Below are 20,455 nucleotides of genomic sequence, written 5' to 3'. Positions count from 1 at the left end.
AGGAGAATTTATGACAAGAGTATCTCAAGATATAAGGGTAAAAGAAATAAACAGGCAATTATTAAAAATGACTAGTCTAGTAGAAAAACAAATACATGAAAGCATGATTGCATTAAAAAGTCATGATTCACAAATGGCAGATAAGGTTATAAAAGGTGATGATGAAGTTGATGAATTGCAAAAAGTAATAGAAGAAGAATGCATTAAATTTATAGCTATGGAACAACCTGTAGCTATAGATTTAAGAAGAGTTTTTACTGCATCAAAAATTGTAACAGATTTAGAAAGGATGGCAGATCATGCTGTGGATATATGCAAAATAGCTAAGAGATTAAATGATAGTTTATTTAAAGAAAATATAGATAGTTTATGGCATATGGAAGAGAAAGTAAGGAATATGATAAATTTATCTATAAATGCATATATAAAAGATGATGTGGAATTTGCATATGAAGTATGTAAAATGGATGATGCTATAGATGATTCATATAAATTATTATTTGGTATATTAATAGATGAAATTAAACAAGATGAAAATTCAATCAATCAAGGAACTCAACTTTTATTTGTAATAAAATATTTAGAAAGAATAGCAGATCATGTGACTAATATATGTGAATGGACTATATTTTCAAAAAAAGGAACTTATGTAGATTTAAATGAATAAAGTCTTTTGTAAAAATATATTTATTGAGAAGGAGATATGTTTATTTTAAGTGTAGATATTAAGGGACATAAAATAAAATAATAGATTAAAGAGACGAACATATTGGTCTATTATTTTTTTATCTGCCTTAATTAATAATTTGCATTTAAAATAAACATATCTCTATTTTTAATAAAGATGTATTTTAAGTTATAATTAATAAGAAATATTGTATTAAATTTTTATTTTACAAATATTAACTAGTTAATTGGGTAGAATGAAATTTAATTATATTAACATTAATAAGACAAGCTTTGTTGACTTAGTTCTAGTATTAATGTAATATAACAAAGATAGCAATGTTATAATTAGGAGTGAAAAGATGAAAAATATTATAACAAAAGTAGAAGTAGATAGTATTGCAGAAGAAGTAGGGATAGAAGTAAATGATAACTTGATATCTATTAATGAAAATAAAATAGAAGATATTATAGATTATAAATTTTTAGCAGCAGATGAAGAGTTACTTTTAGAAATAGAAAAAGATAATGGAGAAATCTGGGAAATAGAAATTGAAAAAGATTATGGAGAAGATTTAGGAATAGAATTTGGTGGCGGAATAATGGATAAAGCTAAAAGCTGCAGTAACAAATGCATTTTTTGCTTTATAGATCAATTACCAAAAGGAATGAGAAACACCTTATATTTTAAAGATGACGATTCTAGATTATCATTTCTTCAAGGAAATTTTGTTACATTGACAAACATGAAGGAAGAAGACATAGATAGAATAATTAAATATCACATAAGCCCTATAAATGTTTCTGTACATACAACTAATCCGGAACTTAGAGTTAAAATGTTAAATAATAGGTTTGCAGGCAACATATTAGAAAGACTTAAAAAATTAGCACAAGCAGGAATACAAATTAATGCTCAAATAGTGTGTATACCAGAAATAAATAATGGTGAAGAACTTGTAAAAACAATAGAAGATTTATATAATCTTTATCCATCAGTTTCAAGTGTAGCGGTCGTTCCAATTGGAATAACTAAATTTAGAGAAAAACTTGTACATGTAAAAACATTTACTCCTGAACAATCAGCTAAAGAAATTGAAATGATAAAAGAACTTCAAGATAAATACATAAAAGAGATTAATGAGCCTTTTGTTAGGTTATCTGATGAGTTTTACATAGTTTCAGGAAAGAAAATTCCAAATGAAGAATTTTATAATGGATATGAACAGTTAGAAGATGGAGTTGGAATTGTAAGATATTTTAAAGATGTAATAGATGAAACAATAGAAGATTTAGATGAAAATGCTAAAGGAAGTTTTTCTATTGCAACAGGAGCTTTAGCATATGATCAAATTTTAGAAGCTAGAAATAAGATTTTAAAGAAGAATCCTAATATTAAATTAGATGTTTATAAAATAATAAATAATTTTTTTGGAAAAACAATAACAGTAACTGGACTTTTAACAGGCACAGATATAATAGAACAATTAAAGGGAGAAATAAATAGTAAATACTTATTGTTGTCTGATAATATGTTTAGAAGAGGATATGAATTATCAGATTCTACTGAAAGAATTATGTTAGATGATGTTAAAATAAGGGATATTGAAGATGCTTTAGATGTTAAAGTAATAGTTACAGATTACACAGGAGAAGATTTAATTAAAATACTCAATGAGTATAAGGAGGAGATTTAAATGGGAAAACCAATAGTTGCTATAGTAGGAAGACCTAATGTAGGAAAATCAACATTATTTAATAAATTAGCAGGAAAAAGAATTTCAATTGTACAAGATACACCAGGTGTAACAAGAGATAGAGTTTATGCAGAAGCTGAATGGCTAAATTATAACTTTACAATGATTGATACTGGTGGAATAGAACCAGAAAATGATGATATTATTGTAAAACAAATGAGAAGGCAAGCTAATATAGCTATTGAAACAGCTGACGTAATAGTTTTTATAGTTGATGGTAAAGAAGGTTTAACCGCAGCGGATCAAGAAGTTGCTAATATGTTAAGAAAAAGTAAAAAGCCGGTAGTATTAGTTGTAAATAAAATTGATTCTTTAAAATATGAAGAAAATAGTTGGGAATTTTATAATTTAGGAATTGGTGATCCAATAACAATTTCAGCATCTCAAGCATTAGGACTTGGAGATATGCTTGATAGAGTAGTTGAACATTTTGATAAAGTAGCAGCAGAAAATGAGGATGATGAATATGTTAGAATAGCTATGATAGGTAAACCTAACGTGGGAAAATCATCTTTAATTAATAAACTATTAGGAGAAGAAAGACTTATTGTTTCTGATATAGCTGGAACTACAAGAGATGCAATAGATAGTTATTTAGATACAGAACAAGGTAAATTTATTTTAATAGATACTGCTGGACTTAGAAGAAAAAGCAAGGTTAAAGAAGAAATAGAAAAATATAGTGTTATAAGAACTTATGCATCAATAGAAAGAGCAGATGTTTGCATACTTATGATTGATGCACAAGAAGGTGTAACAGAACAAGACGAAAAAATAATTGGTTATGCTCATGAATTAAATAAAGCTATAATGATCATTGTTAATAAATGGGATCTTATAGATAAAGATGATAAGACAATGGAGAAATTTAAAAAAGATTTACAAGGTAATTTGAAATTCTTATCATATGCTGAATATTTATTTATTTCAGCATTGACAGGACAAAGAACTCATAAAGTATTAGAAGTAGCTAAAAAATGCTATGATAATTATAATAAAAGAGTTTCAACAGGAATATTAAATGATGTTATAAGTAAAGCTGTTCTTATGAAAGAACCACCAGTGGTTGGAATTAAGAGATTAAAGATCTATTATGCAACACAAGTGGCAACAAAGCCGCCTAAGTTTGTATTTTTTGTTAATGACGTTACAGCTAGACATTTCTCTTATGAAAGATATTTAGAAAATCAATTAAGAAATAGTTTTGATTTTAAAGGAACAGGTATACAAATAGAATATAGACAAAGAAAGGAATAGTTATGAATAAGGTTGCTTTTATAGGTGGAGGTAGTTTTGGAACTGCATTAGGAGTATTACTTGCTAAAGAAAAAAATATTGTAAGTATATATGATAGAGATATAAATGTTGTTAATGATATAAATAGAAATAGAAAAAACAATAAATATATTAAAAATTTAGAAATCACTAGTGGAGTCACGGCATTTAATGATATAGAAGCAACTGTTAATGGTGCAGAATATATAGTTTTAGCAGTACCTTCTCATGTTATAAGAAGTGTTTCAAAAAGCTTGAAAGGTAAGATACCAAATAATATACCAATAATCTCAATTGCTAAAGGTATTGAAGAACATAGTAATAAAAGATTATCTATTGTGATTAATGAAGAACTAGATAACCCAGTAGTGGTTTTATCTGGACCTAGTCATGCTGAAGAAGTAGCATTAGAACTTCCAACTACTTTGGTTGCCACTTCAGAAGTTATGAAATATGCAGATGACGTTCAAAATTTATTTATGTCACCTTTTTTAAGAGTTTATACTAATGATGACATAATAGGTGTAGAAGTTGGTGGTGCAGTAAAGAATATAATTGCATTAGCAGCAGGTGTTTTAGATGGGATAGGATATGGAGATAATACTAAGGCAGCTTTAATGACACGTGGAATGAAAGAAATTGCAAGAGTTGGAATAGAGCTTGGTGGAAAAGAAGAAACTTTTTATGGTCTAACTGGTATGGGAGATTTAATAGTAACCTGTACATCTATGCATTCTAGAAATAGAAGAGCAGGATTATTAATAGGAGAAGGTATGCCAATTGATAAAGTACTTGAACGTATTGGAATGGTAGTAGAAGGTATAAAGGCATGTAAAGCCTTTTATGAATTGAAGGAAAAGATAAATATATCTATGCCTATAACTGATATGTTATATAAAGTTTTGTTTGAATTTAAAGACCCAAAAGAAGGGGTGGCAGAACTTATGCTTAGAGATAAGAAAAATGAAATATTTTAACAGATATATTTTAATTAGGTTGATACATTTATAATATTTTATATATTTAGTCCTAAAAAGAAATTTCAAGCCATAAATATTGGTAGAAGGATCTTTTTAGGACTTTTTATTATTAATAAAATTATAATAAAGTTAAATCTATGTGTAACTTAAATAAAAATATAATTTATAAATACATTATAGATAACTTGAAAAGTAAAAATAATTATATATCACATTATTATTTTTTATAAGTTGTATATTTTTTACTACACAAGAATATATATATATTGGTAAAAAGAATAAGGAGGGAATCGTGTGGACAGCTTTAACATATACAAAGATATAGCTGAAAGAACTCAAGGGGACATATATGTAGGAGTAGTGGGACCTGTAAGAACAGGAAAATCTACTTTTATTAAGAAGTTTATGGACCTTATGGTTATACCAAAGATTGATAATACTTATAAAAAAGAAAGAGCAAAAGATGAATTACCACAAAGTGGATCAGGAAAAAGTATTCATACAACAGAACCAAAATTTGTTCCAAATGAAGCAGTTGAAATTAATTTGGGAGATGAAACTAAATTTAAAATAAGAATGGTGGATTGTGTAGGGTATATTGTAAAGAGTGCATTGGGATATTTGGAAGGGGAAGAAAGTAAAATGGTACATACACCATGGTATGAGTATGAAATTCCTTTTGAAGATGCAGCTGAAATTGGTACAAGAAAGGTTATAAGTGATCATTCAACCATAGGCTTAGTAATTACAACAGATGGAAGCATTACAGGTATACCTAGAGAAGATTATGTAGAAGCAGAAGAAAGAGTTATTCATGAACTTCAATCATTAAATAAGCCATTTGTTGTTGTTCTTAATACCAATAGACCAAATTCTCAAGAAACTAAAGCTTTAAAAAAAGAATTAGAAGAAAAATATAATGTTTCAGTTAAGATTATGGATATATCTAACATGAATGAAGAAGATATTGAAAATTTATTTGAGCATGTACTTAAAGAATTCCCAATAAAAGAAATTAATATAAATATTCCAGAATGGTTAGAAAAATTAGATGGGAATCATTGGCTAAAAAAAGACTTTTTTAACATAATTATGGATATGAGTAATGATGTTTCAAAAGTAAGAGACATTAGGTTTGTATTAGAGGGTTTTGGAGACAGAGAATTTATGGGTGTAGCTTCAATAAGAGAAATTGACTTAGGAGATGGAACAGCTAATATACTTATGAAACCTAAAGATGGAATATTTTATAAAGTACTTAGTGAAATCTGTAATCTAGAAGTTAATTCAGAAAGTGACCTTTTAGGTATAATTAAAGATTTAACTCATGCAAAAATGGAGTATGATAAAGTTAAGGATGCATTAGAAGATGTTAAGGAAACAGGATATGGATTAGTAGCACCTCAGTTAGCTGAAATGAAATTTGAAGAACCTGAAATAGTTAAACAAGGAAATAAATATGGGGTAAAACTTAAAGCTAGTGCACCAAGTTTGCATTTTATAAAATGTGATATAAAAACAGAAATAAGTCCTATAATGGGATCAGAAAAAGAATCAGAAGAACTTGTTAAAGGATTGCTTGAACAATTTGAAACTGATCCAGCATTGTTATGGCAAAGCAATATGTTTGGTAAATCATTAGAAGTTCTTGTTAAAGAAGGACTTCAAAATAAATTATACAAAATGCCTGAAGATGTACAAGTTAAAATTCAAAAAACACTTCAAAAGATTATTAATGAGGGAAATGGTGGATTAATCTGTATAATACTTTAATAAAAAGTATATAGTAATTAATGGGGTTTAGAAGTATGCTTTTAAACCCCATTTTAATTTAAAATAATATTTCTTAAATTAAAATTTAAAGATAAATACATACATAAATTAAACAATAAATATTTTCAGTGAATACATAGCAAATAGTGTTTTAATATTATATAATAAAAGAAAGGATATAAATGAGGGATAGCATGAGAAGAGTATATAAAGCCTACAAAAAAGTCGGGAAATTAAAACTCTCAATAACTAGACTTGTAGAATTTGAATTTCCATCCACTGTTTATGCCTCTCCAGGAGTTATAAATCATATAATAAAAAAACATGGAAAACAACTCACAAAAAAGGTTAAACACAATATAATAGAAACTATGGAAGAAATAATTAATGATCCTGATTATATTGGTTTAGATAAATTAAGAGGAGAAAATGGATCTTTAGAATTAATAAAGAAAGTTGACAATAGTCTTCTTTTGGGTTTAGAAGTTGATGAAGAAGAACACTATATATACGTGGCAACTATGTATCCTATCACACAATCAAAAATAAATGCTAGATTAAATAGTGGACGTTTAATAAGCTGTAATGATGTATTAGAATAAAGTATTATGTTTTTAAATAAAATTAATTTTTGAGGTGAGAAAAGGCTCCTCATACGCTATATTATTTAGTAAACAGAGATGCAGGATACGCCGACCTGCCAAAAATAATTTTTGTACTCTTGGATTCCCAAGAGTATTTTTATGCTTTAGACTAATTATAAAAAGATAAATATATGTATAATTTATATTAAATAATGATTAGAAAAGTAAATAAGCTGTAGTGCTTTTTTATAAAAGTTAGATAAAAGATTATAAATGTATTAATTTGGTTAGAGTATATCTCTTAAAAATATTGGAATATAAATTAAATTTGGAGGAATAATAATGAAGAAAGTAGCGGTAGTATTTAATGGTGGAACTATTTCAATGAAAGTAGATGAAAAGATAAAAGCAGCAGTTCCAAGTTTGAGTGGAGAAGATATAATGGCAATGGTTACAGGAATTCCTGAATATGCTCAAATAGAAAATTATACTTTTTCTAATTTGCCATCTCCTCATATGACACCAGAATTAATGCTAAAATTATCAAATTTAGTACAGGGGTTATTAGATAGAGAGGATATAAATGGAGTTGTTTTAACACATGGAACTGACACATTAGAAGAAACAGCTTATTTTTTAGATTTAACTTTAAAGACTAATAAACCAGTTGTGGTTACAGGAGCAATGAGAAGTAGTGATGAACTAGGATATGATGGACCTTTTAACTTAGCAACATCTATATGTACTGCTATTTCAGAAGCAGCACAAAATAGAGGAGTATTAGTTTGTTTTAATGGAGAATTGCATAGTGCAAAAGAAGTTACAAAAGAAAATTCTATGGCTTTAAATGCTTTTAGTACACCTAATTTTGGTCCAATAGGAATTGTAGATAATAATAAAGTTATTTTTTATAGAAATAGTCCAGAATCTATACATATTAAAATTAATAATGTTAAAAAAGAGGTTGCATTAATTAAATGTGTTGCAGGGATGAATTCTGATTTTATAGATTTTGCAATAAATAATGGGTATTCAGGTATAGTCATAGAGGCATTGGGAAGAGGTAATGTAACCCCTTTAATGGCATTAGGAATTAAAAGAGCAATAGAAAAAAATATTCCAGTAGTAATTGTATCTAGATGCTTTGAAGGAAGGGTATTTGAATCTTATGGATATGAAGGTGGAGGAAAAAATATAAGAGAATATGGTGCTATATTTGGAGATGTATTAACTGGTCAAAAAGCTAGAATAAAATTATTAATAGCGATAAATTATGGATTTAACATGAAAGAAATAAGACAAATGTTTGAATGTGGTGTTTATGAAGTGAAAAAACTGAATAAAACACTTCATATAACAGTATAACATTCGTAAAAATTGCAAAAATTACATATAATAAATAGAAATTAATTGACAATGTTCGTATTTGAATATATAATAATATTCGTGATGAGATAGCTCATATAATTGTGATAATATGGTTCACAAGTATCTACCAGATGCCGTAAATAATCTGACTATGGGTATAGATGTATTAATTTTTATTAAATTTAGTCGCTATGGGTTATCTATTAGAGGAGATCCTAGCGACTTTTTTAGTTAAATGAATTAGGAGGAATAAAAATGCAACAAGAAAAAAGGTCAGAAAAAGTACTGGGTATACTATCTAATGAAAATGTTGATTTTAAAAAGGAAATAGTAGCTGGTATTACAACTTTTTTAACTATGGCATATATAATTGCAGTAAATCCTAATATATTGGGAGAAACAGGGATGGAAGCTGGTGCTATTGTAACATCAACATGTTTATCAGCAGCATTTGCGACAATATTTATGGGTATATTTGCAAATTTACCTTTTGCGTTAGCATCTGGTATGGGATTAAATGCATATTTTGCATATTCAGTAGTATTAGGGAAAGGGATATCATGGGAAGTAGCTTTGACAGCAGTATTTGTAGAAGGAATAATATTTATCTTAATGTCTTTATTTAAAATTAGAGAAGCTGTTGTAAATGCTATTCCTAAAAATATGAAATATGCTGTTACAGCAGGTATCGGTTTATTTATTGCTTTTATAGGATTAGTAGGAAGTAAAATAGTTATAAAAAATGAAGCAACTTTATTATCATTAGGAGATTTTACGGTTCCAACTGTTTTAATTACATGTATTGGTTTGATTACTATTGCGATATTAGATAAAAAAGGAGTTAAGGGCTCTATCTTAGTAGGGATTTTAATAAGTACATTATTAGCATGGGGATATGCTTTAAGTAACCCAACACTTGCATCAGAGTTAGGAATATATTTACCAACTGGAGTATTTAAATTTGAAAGCATTGCACCAGTTGCTGGAAAAATAGATTTAGGATATGCATTTCACCCAAGTAATCTTTGGACATTTGCAACTATTGTATGTACATTTTTATTTGTGGATTTTTTTGATACCGTTGGAACATTAGTTGGAGTTTGTTCAAGAGCAGGAATGCTTGATGAAGATGGAAATGTACCTAACGCAGGAAAAGCGTTATTAGTTGATGCTATTGGTACAACAGTAGGTGCATGTATTGGAACATCAACAGTAACAACTTATGTAGAAAGTTCAACAGGGGTAGCAGCAGGTGGTAGAACTGGTTGGACAGCTATTACAACAGGGATATTATTCTTAATTGCAATGTTTTTTTCACCAATATTTATTGCTATTCCATCATGTGCAACAGCACCAGCTTTAATATATGTTGGTTATCTGATGCTTGGTGCTGCTAAAAATATAGATTTTGATGAAATTACAGAGGGGCTTCCAGCATTTTTAACAATTGCTTTAATGCCACTTACTTATAGTATCGGTGATGGATTAATATTTGGTGTATTATCATATGTATTCATAAATGTATTATATAATATATTTTTTGCTAAGAGTAAAGAGGATAAGAAAAAAGTATCTTTAGTTATGATAATTTTAGCAATAATATTTTTATTCAAATTATTTTTCTTATAAAGAAATAATATTGAAACAAGGTATAGAACTTAGTTTTTGCTAAATTCTGTACCTTTTTTTAATTTATAAAATAAATATGAACAAAATATGAACAAATAATTGACTGAAAAAATATAATTAATTATTATATTTATAGGATATAAACAGAAGTCTTGGATTTGAGTGGAGATTATATTCAATTAAGAAGTAAATTTCATTAAATATTACTTGATATTTAATTTTTATATTAAATCTAGAAATAACTATTCATGAATATGCAATAGTTATTTATGAATTATAGAATTTACATATGCTAGTTATGTAATAAAAAAATTAAGAGGAGGTGTTATATATGACAATGAGTATGACAAGTTTTGGAAGAGCTCAAAGCCAAGAGGGTAAAGCATTATGTTTTTCAGTTGAAATGAAGAGTGTTAATCATAGATATTTGGATATAAATATTAGAATGCCTAAATCTATGTTAGCATTAGAAGAGAAAATTAGAAGTATAATTAATGATAGATTAAATAGAGGAAAAGTAGATGTTTTTATTAATTATAAAAACTATTCTAAAGGAAATGCTGAACCAACTTTAAATAGTGAATTGGCTCAAAAGTATTATGATTGCTTAAAAAGAGTACAACAAGAATTAAATTTAGTTGACGATATAACTACTACTAAAATAACATCATTACCTGAAGTTATTACTTTAGTTGAAAAAGAAGAAAATTTAGATGATATTTTAAATGAAATAAGACCTTTAATAGAAAACTCACTTGATTTAATGGAAGAAATGAGATCAAAAGAAGGAGAAAAATTAAAAGGTGATATTTTAAAAAAATTAAATATAATAGAAGCATATGTTCAAGAAATTGAAGATATAGCTGATAATATTCCTAAGAGTTATAAACAAAAACTTGAGGAAAGATTAAAGGAAATGTTAATAGGTGTAGATGTAGACGAATCTAGAATAGCACAAGAAGTGGCAATTTTATCTGATAAAGCAGCGGTTGACGAAGAAATTGTAAGACTTAGAAGTCATTTGAGCCAAGTTAGACAAACTTTAAATTTAGAGGAACCAGTTGGTAGGAAACTAGATTTCATAATTCAAGAAATGAATAGAGAAGTTAATACAGTAGGATCAAAATCTACAGATATAAATATGACTAATAAAGTTATAAATATAAAAAACATAATTGAAAAAATAAGAGAACAGGTTCAAAATATAGAGTAATTAGGAGGAAAAACATGGGAATAAAATTAATAAACATAGGTTTTGGTAATATAGTTTCTGCTAATAGATTAGTTGCTATTGTGAGCCCAGAATCAGCACCAATTAAAAGAATAATACAAGAAGCAAGAGATAGAGGTATGTTAATAGATGCTACTTATGGAAGAAGAACAAGAGCTGTAATAATAACAGATAGTGATCATGTGATTTTATCAGCAGTTCAACCAGAAACTGTAGCACATAGATTAGCTACTAAAGAAGACGTTGTTGATGAGGTTGATGAATAATGAATAAAAAAAAGAGAGGACTATTGATTGTTATATCAGGACCATCAGGTGCAGGAAAAGGAACAATATGTAAAGAATTAATTAAAAATAACAATAATTTATCTTTGTCTGTTTCTGCAACTACACGATCTCCAAGACAAGGAGAAATAGATGGTATTAATTATCATTTTTTATCTAAAGAAGAATTCTTAAAAAGAATTGAAGAAAATGATTTTTTAGAAAGTGCAGAAGTTTATGGAAATTACTATGGAACACCTAAGTCTAATGTTGAAGAGATATTAGAAAGTGGAAAAGATGTTATTTTAGAAATAGACATACAAGGTGCATTAAAAGTAAAAGAGAATACTGAAGAAGGAGTATTTGTATTTATTCTTCCTCCATCTATGGAAGAGTTAAAGCAAAGAATTATAAAAAGAGGAAGTGAAACGCCTGAATCTCTTATGAAGAGATTTAAATCTGCATATAAAGAAATAAATTTTGTTTCTAAATATAATTATGCAGTAGTAAATGATGAAGTTGATGTTGCCGTTTCAAAATTAGAAGCTATAATATTAGCTGAAAAATGTAGAGTAGATAGATTAAAACACAGTATATTAGATTCAAAGGAGGACTTAATACATGAACAACTCTATGATTAATCCATCAATAGTAGATTTATTAACAAAGGTGGAGGACAGATATTCTTTAGTTATTTTAACTTCAAAAAGAGCTAGAGAAATAATTGAAGGTGCAGAACCTTTAGTTGATGTTGATTCCAATAAACCTTTAACAATTGCAATAAATGAAGTAAATGAAGATGCAGTTAAATATGCAAATTCAGAAGAAGGAATTTAAGAAAAATGAAAAAATGTGTTGTATTAGGAGTAAGTGGAGGAATTGCGGTTTATAAAGCGCTTGAGATAGTAAGTTTACTTAGAAAAAAAGATATTGAAGTTAGAGTGATAATGACAAAATCAGCTACTGAATTTGTTACACCGCTTTCTTTTCAATCACTTAGCCAAAATATGGTAACCTGCGATATGTTTTCTGAACCAAAAGCTTGGGAAATTCAACATATAAGTTTAGCAGAAAAAGCAGATATATTTTTAGTAGCACCAGCTACTGCTAATATAATTGGAAAAGTAGCTAATGGTATAGCTGATGATATGTTATCTACAACTATTATGGCTACTAAAGCAAAAGTGATTTTTGCACCTGCTATGAATACAAATATGTACAATAATCCTATAGTTCAAGAAAATATAGAAAAACTTAAGAGATTAGGATATGAATTTATAGAACCAGCATCTGGAAGACTTGCATGTGGTGATATTGGAAAAGGTAAACTTGAAAGTCCAGAAATAATAGTTGACAAAGTAATGTCAGAGTTTGTTAATAAAGATTTGATAGGGAAAAAAGTCTTAGTTACAGCAGGTCCTACTATATCACCAATAGATCCAGTAAGATTTATTACTAATAGATCTACAGGTAAAATGGGCTATGCAATAGCAAAAGAAGCTAGAAATAGAGGTGCTGAAGTTACATTAATATCTGGACCTACATCATTAGATGTACCTAAAAATATTAATCTTGTTAAAATTTCAACTAATAATGAAATGAAAGATGAGGTAAATAAATATTTTGGAGATTCCGATATCATAATAAAATCAGCAGCAGTAGCTGATTATAAAATAGAAAAATATAGCACACAAAAGATAAAAAAACTTGAAGGAAATTTAGACTTAACTTTCATTAGAGATAGTGATATTTTAATGGAGTTAGGAAATAAAAAAACTAAGCAAATTTTAGTTGGTTTTGCAGCAGAAAGTCAAAACTTAAAGGAAAATGCACAAAATAAACTTTTAAAGAAAAATTTAGATTATATTGTGGCAAATGATATAACAAGCAATGATACTGGTTTTGCCTCAGAGGATAATAAAGTTGTTATTTTATCTAAAGAAGGCAAAGAAATTAAATTAGATAAAATGAGTAAAAGTGAAGTTGCTAGAAATTTATTTGATATTATTGTTGGAAAGCGCTAAATTTGCGCTTTCTTCTCATATTAGGCACATTCAAAAAAATAGTAGATTAGTATGTATGTTTATTTTTTGTAATACTGCGTTAGCAAATTCAGTTAATAGCTCGCTGTTAAATAAAATTGCTTTCTTATTTCATACAGAATATAAAACATATGTTAAAGATCTATTAATTATTTCATGTGCCTTAAATAAAAAGGCATCTTGAAAAAGGGTGAATTTAAATGGGCATTTATGCTGAAATAATTATAAATAGTGATGCAAACGAAGTTGATAGACCTTTTACCTATAAAATTCCGGATGAACTTTTTGATAAAGTTAATGTTGGATTTAGAGTAAAAGTGCCATTTGGAAAGGGTAATAGGATTGTTGATGGTTTTGTATTTTCAATTTTAACAGAGGAAGTAGATTTAAAATATAAAGTTAAAAATATTATAAGTTGTTCTGATGATAAACCTATTTTAACTAATAGTGATATTGAACTTATTAAATTTTTAAGAGAAAAATATCTTTGTAAATTTATTGATGCTATAAGATTATTGATTCCAGTTGGAATTATGAAGGGTATTAAAAACAAGAAAAAGATAGTCATATTTACAGAAAAACCGTTATGTGGAGAAAAATTTAATAAAGAAAATTATATAAGCCTTTATAATTTTATATCTCTAAATGAAGGTTGTTTTACAAAAACTGAATTAACTAAAGAAAAAGGATTTTCGCTTTATTCTTTAAATAATTTAATAAAGAATGGTTTTTTAAAATGTGAAGAAAAAGTAGTATTTAGATATAATGTTCGTAATTATGATAAAGATATATCCAAAGTATTAAATATTGAACAAACATATGCATTAAATACAATTTTAAATGGAAATAATTTGGGGTATTTAATAAAAGGAGTTACGGGTTCTGGGAAAACAGAAGTTTACATGAATTTAGTAAATGAAACTTTAAAAAAAGGTAAAAGCTGTATAGTTTTAGTCCCAGAAATATCTTTAACGCCTCAAATGATTGAACGATTTAAAGGTCGATTTGGTAGTAATATTGCACTTTTTCATAGCAGACTTTCAGAAGGTGAAAGATTTGATGAATGGTATAGAGTTAAGGAAGGAAAAGCTAAACTTGTTATTGGTGCAAGAAGTGCACTTTTCTTACCAATGAATGATTTGGGATTAATAATAATAGATGAAGAACATGAATCAAGTTATAAGTCAGAACAAAATCCTAAATATAACACAATTGAAGTAGCAGAGTTTATAAGTAAATTGAAAAATTGTAAATTAGTTTTAGGTTCAGCTACTCCGAGTGTTGAAACTTATTATAAAGCATTAAAAGGTGAATATACATTAATAGAGATGACTAAAAGAGTCAATATGAGAAAAATGCCTAAGTTTGATATAATAGATATGAGACAAGAATTAAAGGCTAATAATATTTCTTTATTTAGTAGAAAACTTTATAATGAGATTGATATGAATTTAAGAGAAAAAAATCAAATAATTTTATTTTTAAATAGAAGAGGATTATCTACTTTTGTTTCTTGTAGAAGTTGTGGCTATGTGTTTAAATGTCCAGAATGTGATGTTTCTATGACTTATCACAAAAATGGATATTTAATATGTCATTATTGTGGTAGAGCAGAAAAAGTTTCTAAGATATGTCCTAAATGTAAAAGTAAATATGTTAAATTTTTTGGTGCAGGAACTGAGAGAGTTGAATTGGAAGTTAAAAAATATTTTCCTAAAGCAAAAGTATTAAGAATGGATGTTGATACGACAAGACATAAAAATTCACATGAATCTATTTACAACTCATTCAAAAAAGGTGATGGTGATATTTTAATAGGAACTCAAATGATTGCCAAAGGTTTGGATTTCCCTAATGTTACTCTGGTTGGAGTATTAGCAGCTGACATTTCAATAAATATTCCAGATTATAGATCTGGAGAAAGAACATTTCAAATAATTACTCAAGTTGCAGGAAGAGCAGGGAGAGGAGAAAAGGAAGGGAATGTCATTGTTCAAACCTATAATCCAGAGCATTATAGTATAAAATATGCAAAAGAAGAAGATTATGAATCTTTATTTAAAGAAGAATTAACTTTGAGAAAATTTATGAATAATCCACCTTTTGGAAAAATACTTTTAATTAATGCTTCTAGCAAATTTGAAGAAAAATTAAAGAACTTTATGTATAATTTAGGAGAAGAACTGGAAAAAATAATAAATGAGAAAGATTTAACGTTATTAGGTCCAGTACCATGCATAATTACCAAATTAAAGGATAAATATCGTTGGCAAATACTTATAAAAGGAAATTTAACTGATAAATTTAACAAAAAAGTAAAAGAGACACTTTATCTATTAAATAAGAGTGTATATAATGAAATAAGGGTTAGTATAGATATAAACCCAAATAATATGAATTAGGGGGAAGAATTAAAATGGCATTAAGAAATATAAGAAAATTTGGAGATCCAATCTTAAGAAAGAAATGTAGAGAAGTTGAAAATATTGATGATAGAATAGTAACTTTAATTAAAGATATGTTTGAAACAATGTACGAAGCAGATGGTGTTGGTTTAGCTGGACCACAAGTAGGTATATTAAAAAGATTATTTATTGTAGATATTGGAGAAGGTCCTTTAGTATTTATAAATCCTGAAATATTAGAAACAGAAGGAATACAAGTAGATGAGGAGGGATGTTTAAGTTTACCAGGTGAAACAGCACCAGTAAAAAGACCTAAATTTGTTAAAGCTAGAGCATTAAATGAAAAAGGTGAAGAGTTCGAAATAGAAGCGGAAGATCTTTTAGCAAGAGCTATATGTCATGAATATGATCATTTAAATGGAACTTTATTTGTAGATAGAGCAAAAAGAAAATAGGAGGCCATAATAAATGAAAGTAGTATTTATGGGGACACCCGAGTTTGCAGTTCCGTCTTTAAAAAAGATAATAGAAACATATGATGTTAAAGCAGTAATAACTCAACCAGATAAGCCGAAAGGTAGAGGTAAAAAAATGGCTTATTCTGCTGTAAAAGATGAAGCATTAAAGCATGATATTCCAATTTATCAGCCTATAAAGCTTAAAGATGATAGAGAATTAATTAATAAATTAAAAGAAATAAATCCCGACTTTATTATTGTAGTTGCATTTGGACAAATTTTAACAAAAGAGGTATTGGATATTCCTAAATATGGTTGCATAAATTTGCATGCATCACTTCTTCCTATGTATAGAGGTGCAGCACCATTAAATTGGGCTATAATAAAAGGTGAAAAAACTTCAGGAAATACTACTATGTTGATGGATGTAGGATTAGATACAGGAGATATGCTTCTTAAAGATGAAATTGAAATAAGTGATGACATGACAAGTGGAGAATTACATGATATTTTAATGATAAGAGGATCAGAACTTTTAATTAAAACTATGCAAGGTCTTTATAAAGGAGAAATAAATCCTATAAAGCAAAGTGATGAAACTTTTTATGCAAAGATGCTTGATAAGGAATTAGCAAATATAAATTGGTCAGAAAGTGCAAAAGATATTCATAATCTTGTAAGAGGACTAAGTCCTTGGCCAATTGCTTATACACAATACAAAGGTGAAAGAATGAAAATATATAAAACGAAAGTTTTAGAAGAACAAACAGCTAAAGTTCCGGGAACTATAATAGATGTAACAAAAGATGGGATAAAGGTTGCTTGTAAAGAAAAAGTAATTCTTATAGAAAAAGTACAATTCCCTAATGGGAAGCCACTTACTATAGCACAATACATAAATGGTAATAGTATAGAAAAAGGTGTTATTTTAGGAATATAGGAGGGAAAAATTATGTTTTATTTTGACAGTACAATGATAATATTACTTCCTGCAATAATAATTGCTTTTTGGGCACAAAATAAAGTTAATTCTGCATATAACAAGTATAGTAAAGTAAGAACAATGAATGGTTATACAGGACAACAGGTGGCAAGGATGATGCTAGATGAAGCAGGTCTTTGGGATATCCAGATAGAAGTTATAAATTCTAAATTAGGAGATCATTATGATCCTTCAAGTAGAGTTTTAAGATTATCACCAGAAGTTTATTCAGGTCAAACAATAGCATCAGCTGGTATTGCAGCACATGAAGTAGGTCATGCAATGCAACATAAAGAGGCATATAAACCTTTAGTGGTAAGAAACTCAATTGTGCCAGTTGTTAATATTAGTTCAAGTGTTTCATGGATTTTATTTTTTATAGGAATATTAATGGGATTTAAAGGTTTAGTGACTTTAGGAATTGTGTTATTTTCAGGAGCTGTAATTTTTCAATTAATTACATTACCTGTTGAATTTAATGCGTCAAGTAGAGCATTAAACATATTAAAAACTAGAAATATTTTATATAATGATGAAGTAAATGGAGCAACAAAAGTTTTAGATGCGGCAGCTATGACTTATGTTGCGGCAGCATTAATGTCAATATCGCAATTAATTAGACTTATTGCAATTAGTAATAGAGATTAAGTAAAAGAGGTAGTATATGAATTGTAGAAATTTAGCAGTAAAAATATTAAAAAGAGTCATAAATGAAGGAGCGTATTCAAATATAGTTATTTCAAAAGAATTAAGTAATTCAGATTTATCTGAAAAGGATAAAGCATTATTAACTGAAATAGTATATGGAGTTTTAAGAAGAAAGAAAACACTTGATATAATTATTTCTAATTTTGTAAAAGATATTAAAATAATGGATAATGATGTTTTAAATATATTAAGAGTAGCAATATATCAAATGGCATTTTTGGATAAGATACCAAGTTATGCAGCTTGTAATGAGGCTGTTGATGATGCAAAGAACATATCTGAGGAATCATCTAAACTTGTAAATGGTATACTTAGAAATTATACTAAAAATCCAGATGATATTAAAGTTGATGGTAATAAAATTGATGAATATGCATATAAATTTTCATTTGAACCTTGGATGATAAGACTTTTAATTAAACAATATGGAGAAGAAGTAGGAAAAAGAATACTGGCAGGTTTAAATCAAACTCCAAAAATTAGTGTTAGAGTGAATGATATTAAATGTAATTATGATGATGTTTATGATGAATTAGAAGAAATGGAATATTGCATTGAGGAAGGATTTGTTTGTCCAGAAGCTATTTCTATTAAGGGTGGAAGCTCAATTCAAGAAAATCCTTTATTTAAAGATGGCAAGATTACAGTACAAGATGAGAGTGCTATGTTAGTTGCACCATTACTTGAATTAGAACAAAATATGAGAGTGTTAGATTTGTGTAGTGCACCAGGCGGTAAAACAACTCATATAGCAGAAATAATGGAAAACAAAGGTGAAGTACTAGCTTTTGATATTCATGATTCTAAGTTAGCTTTAATAGAAGAAAATTGTAAAAGATTAGGAGTTACTAATGTAGAAGTTCAATTAGGAGATGCAACTAAATTAGATCCTAAACTTATATCATCTGCAGATAGAGTATTAATAGATGTTCCATGTTCTGGATTAGGTATAATAAGAAAAAAACCTGAAATAAAATGGAATAAAAAAAGAAATGATTTAAGAGAAATTATTCCAATTCAAAGAAAGATAATGAAGAATGCTTGGGAATATTTAAAAACAGGTGGAATCATGATATATTCAACTTGTACTCTTAATAAAGAAGAAAATGAAGAAAATATAGAATGGTTTTTAAATAATAATAAAGATTGTAAAATAAAGAAGATTTTCATAGGTAAGCAAGATAATTTAGTCTATAATAGAGATGGTTCATTAACTATAATGCCTAATGAAAATATGGATGGATTCTTTGTTGTAAAATTAGAAAAGCAATAACATAGTAGGTGAATAAATGAAAAATTTATTAGATTATACTCTGGAAGAGCTTGTGTTATGGATGAAGGAAAATAATGAAAGTTCTTTTAGAGCAAAGCAAATAATTTCATGGATATATAAAGGAATTAAAGATTTTAAGGATATGAGAAATATCCCTAAATCTTTAATTAGCAAACTTGAAGAAAGTTTTGAAATTAGTTTTCCTGAAATAGAAGAAGTCTATAAATCTAATATTGATGGTACTGAAAAATTTTTATTAAAATTTTCAGATGGAAATTTAATAGAGAGTGTACTTATGAGATATAAACATGGAAATTCTATATGTATATCAACTCAAGTTGGTTGTAGAATGGGCTGTAAATTCTGTGCTTCAACAATTGATGGAAGGGTTAGAAATTTAACTGCTGGAGAGATTTTATCTGAAATACTTGTAGTACAGGATTATATTGGAGAAAGAATATCAAATGTTGTTTTAATGGGAAGTGGAGAACCGTTGGACAACTATGATAATGTTATGAAATTTTTAGAATTAGTTTGTGCAGAGTATGGATTAAATATAGGTCAAAGGCATATAACATTATCAACTTGTGGTATAGTTCCTAAAATATATGAACTTGCAGATAAAAACTTAAATATTACTTTAGCAATATCTCTTCATGCATTTAGTGATGAAAAAAGAAAAGAAATTATGCCAATAGCTAATAAATATACTATAGAAGAAATTTTAGAAGCTTGTAGATATTTTATTAATAAGACAAATAGAAGGGTTACTTTTGAATATGCTTTAGTAAGGGGAGTTAATGACACTAAAGAAGATGCAAAAGCTTTAGGTAAATTATTAAAAGGACTGCTTTGTCATGTTAATTTAATACCAGTTAATGAAATAAAGGAAAGTTTATTTAAAAGATCTTCTAAAGAATCAATACAAGATTTTTCAAATGTATTAAAAAAATTAGGCATAGAGGTCACTGTAAGACGAGAAATGGGAAGCGATATTAATGCAGCTTGTGGACAACTTAGACGTAGTTATATAAATACCCAAAAGATAGGGGGAGAATAAA

19 protein-coding genes and 1 riboswitch are annotated in these 20,455 nt (G+C 27.7%); all 19 genes read left to right on the top strand.

The window, feature by feature from the left end:
- Nucleotides 1–10: 10 nt before the first annotated feature.
- On the top strand, nucleotides 11–667 hold the full coding sequence (gene phoU, locus KYD98_RS06855; protein WP_219778865.1) for a phosphate signaling complex protein PhoU: 657 nt from the start codon (nucleotides 11–13) through the stop codon (nucleotides 665–667).
- Between the two features lie 361 nt (nucleotides 668–1,028).
- Complete coding sequence (locus KYD98_RS06850) at nucleotides 1,029–2,363, top strand: DUF512 domain-containing protein (RefSeq protein WP_219778864.1); 1,335 nt, start codon at nucleotides 1,029–1,031, stop codon at nucleotides 2,361–2,363.
- Nucleotides 2,364–3,680 (top strand): ribosome biogenesis GTPase Der, encoded by a 1,317-nt coding sequence (gene der / locus KYD98_RS06845; RefSeq protein WP_219778863.1) that lies wholly within the window; start codon nucleotides 2,364–2,366, stop codon nucleotides 3,678–3,680. It abuts the gene before it with no gap.
- A 2-nt stretch (nucleotides 3,681–3,682) separates the two neighbouring features.
- Nucleotides 3,683–4,675: an NAD(P)H-dependent glycerol-3-phosphate dehydrogenase gene (locus tag KYD98_RS06840; RefSeq protein ID WP_219778862.1), complete on the top strand. Its 993-nt coding sequence runs from the start codon at nucleotides 3,683–3,685 to the stop codon at nucleotides 4,673–4,675.
- A 297-nt stretch (nucleotides 4,676–4,972) separates the two neighbouring features.
- Nucleotides 4,973–6,451 carry a stage IV sporulation protein A gene (spoIVA, locus tag KYD98_RS06835; RefSeq protein WP_219778861.1) on the top strand — a complete coding sequence of 493 codons (1,479 nt, stop codon included), beginning with the start codon at nucleotides 4,973–4,975 and terminating at the stop codon, nucleotides 6,449–6,451.
- A gap of 194 nt (nucleotides 6,452–6,645) precedes the next feature.
- Nucleotides 6,646–7,053, top strand: coding sequence for a PBECR3 domain-containing polyvalent protein (locus KYD98_RS06830; protein WP_219778860.1), 408 nt, complete (start codon nucleotides 6,646–6,648; stop codon nucleotides 7,051–7,053).
- Nucleotides 7,054–7,377: 324 nt separating this feature from the next.
- On the top strand, nucleotides 7,378–8,400 hold the full coding sequence (locus tag KYD98_RS06825; protein ID WP_219778859.1) for an asparaginase: 1,023 nt from the start codon (nucleotides 7,378–7,380) through the stop codon (nucleotides 8,398–8,400).
- Nucleotides 8,401–8,474: 74 nt separating this feature from the next.
- Nucleotides 8,475–8,575: riboswitch (purine riboswitch) on the top strand.
- An 83-nt stretch (nucleotides 8,576–8,658) separates the two neighbouring features.
- Nucleotides 8,659–10,032 (top strand): NCS2 family permease, encoded by a 1,374-nt coding sequence (locus tag KYD98_RS06820; RefSeq protein WP_219778858.1) that lies wholly within the window; start codon nucleotides 8,659–8,661, stop codon nucleotides 10,030–10,032.
- 331 nt (nucleotides 10,033–10,363) lie between these two features.
- The gene (locus tag KYD98_RS06815) at nucleotides 10,364–11,245 is read left to right on the top strand and encodes a YicC/YloC family endoribonuclease (protein ID WP_219778857.1); all 882 of its coding nucleotides are present in this window, start codon (nucleotides 10,364–10,366) and stop codon (nucleotides 11,243–11,245) included.
- A 14-nt stretch (nucleotides 11,246–11,259) separates the two neighbouring features.
- On the top strand, nucleotides 11,260–11,529 hold the full coding sequence (gene remA / locus KYD98_RS06810) for an extracellular matrix/biofilm regulator RemA (RefSeq protein WP_219778856.1): 270 nt from the start codon (nucleotides 11,260–11,262) through the stop codon (nucleotides 11,527–11,529).
- A complete protein-coding gene (gene gmk, locus KYD98_RS06805; RefSeq protein WP_219778855.1) occupies nucleotides 11,529–12,167 on the top strand; it encodes a guanylate kinase in 639 nt (212 codons plus the stop codon). Before remA ends, gmk begins: the two co-directional genes overlap by 1 nt.
- Nucleotides 12,148–12,363, top strand: a complete 216-nt coding sequence (rpoZ, locus tag KYD98_RS06800; RefSeq protein ID WP_219778854.1) for a DNA-directed RNA polymerase subunit omega — start codon at nucleotides 12,148–12,150, stop codon at nucleotides 12,361–12,363. The genes gmk and rpoZ overlap by 20 nt, the downstream gene beginning before the upstream one ends.
- Before the next feature lie 5 nt (nucleotides 12,364–12,368).
- Nucleotides 12,369–13,550 carry a bifunctional phosphopantothenoylcysteine decarboxylase/phosphopantothenate--cysteine ligase CoaBC gene (gene coaBC, locus KYD98_RS06795; protein ID WP_219778853.1) on the top strand — a complete coding sequence of 394 codons (1,182 nt, stop codon included), beginning with the start codon at nucleotides 12,369–12,371 and terminating at the stop codon, nucleotides 13,548–13,550.
- Between the two features lie 218 nt (nucleotides 13,551–13,768).
- Entirely contained in the window at nucleotides 13,769–15,970 is a 2,202-nt protein-coding gene (priA, locus tag KYD98_RS06790) for a primosomal protein N' (RefSeq protein ID WP_219778852.1), read from the top strand.
- A gap of 14 nt (nucleotides 15,971–15,984) precedes the next feature.
- The gene (gene def, locus KYD98_RS06785; RefSeq protein ID WP_219778851.1) at nucleotides 15,985–16,428 is read left to right on the top strand and encodes a peptide deformylase; all 444 of its coding nucleotides are present in this window, start codon (nucleotides 15,985–15,987) and stop codon (nucleotides 16,426–16,428) included.
- A gap of 13 nt (nucleotides 16,429–16,441) precedes the next feature.
- The gene (gene fmt / locus KYD98_RS06780) at nucleotides 16,442–17,371 is read left to right on the top strand and encodes a methionyl-tRNA formyltransferase (protein ID WP_219778850.1); all 930 of its coding nucleotides are present in this window, start codon (nucleotides 16,442–16,444) and stop codon (nucleotides 17,369–17,371) included.
- A gap of 12 nt (nucleotides 17,372–17,383) precedes the next feature.
- Entirely contained in the window at nucleotides 17,384–18,061 is a 678-nt protein-coding gene (locus tag KYD98_RS06775) for a zinc metallopeptidase (RefSeq protein WP_219778849.1), read from the top strand.
- A gap of 16 nt (nucleotides 18,062–18,077) precedes the next feature.
- Nucleotides 18,078–19,394 carry a 16S rRNA (cytosine(967)-C(5))-methyltransferase RsmB gene (gene rsmB / locus KYD98_RS06770; protein WP_219778848.1) on the top strand — a complete coding sequence of 439 codons (1,317 nt, stop codon included), beginning with the start codon at nucleotides 18,078–18,080 and terminating at the stop codon, nucleotides 19,392–19,394.
- A gap of 16 nt (nucleotides 19,395–19,410) precedes the next feature.
- A complete protein-coding gene (gene rlmN / locus KYD98_RS06765) occupies nucleotides 19,411–20,454 on the top strand; it encodes a dual-specificity RNA methyltransferase RlmN (RefSeq protein ID WP_219778847.1) in 1,044 nt (347 codons plus the stop codon).
- Nucleotide 20,455 lies beyond the last annotated feature (1 nt).

Source organism: Clostridium weizhouense (genome assembly GCF_019431045.1).
GTDB lineage: Bacteria > Bacillota > Clostridia > Clostridiales > Clostridiaceae > Clostridium > Clostridium weizhouense.
This window is presented reverse-complemented; position numbering and strand designations above follow the sequence as displayed.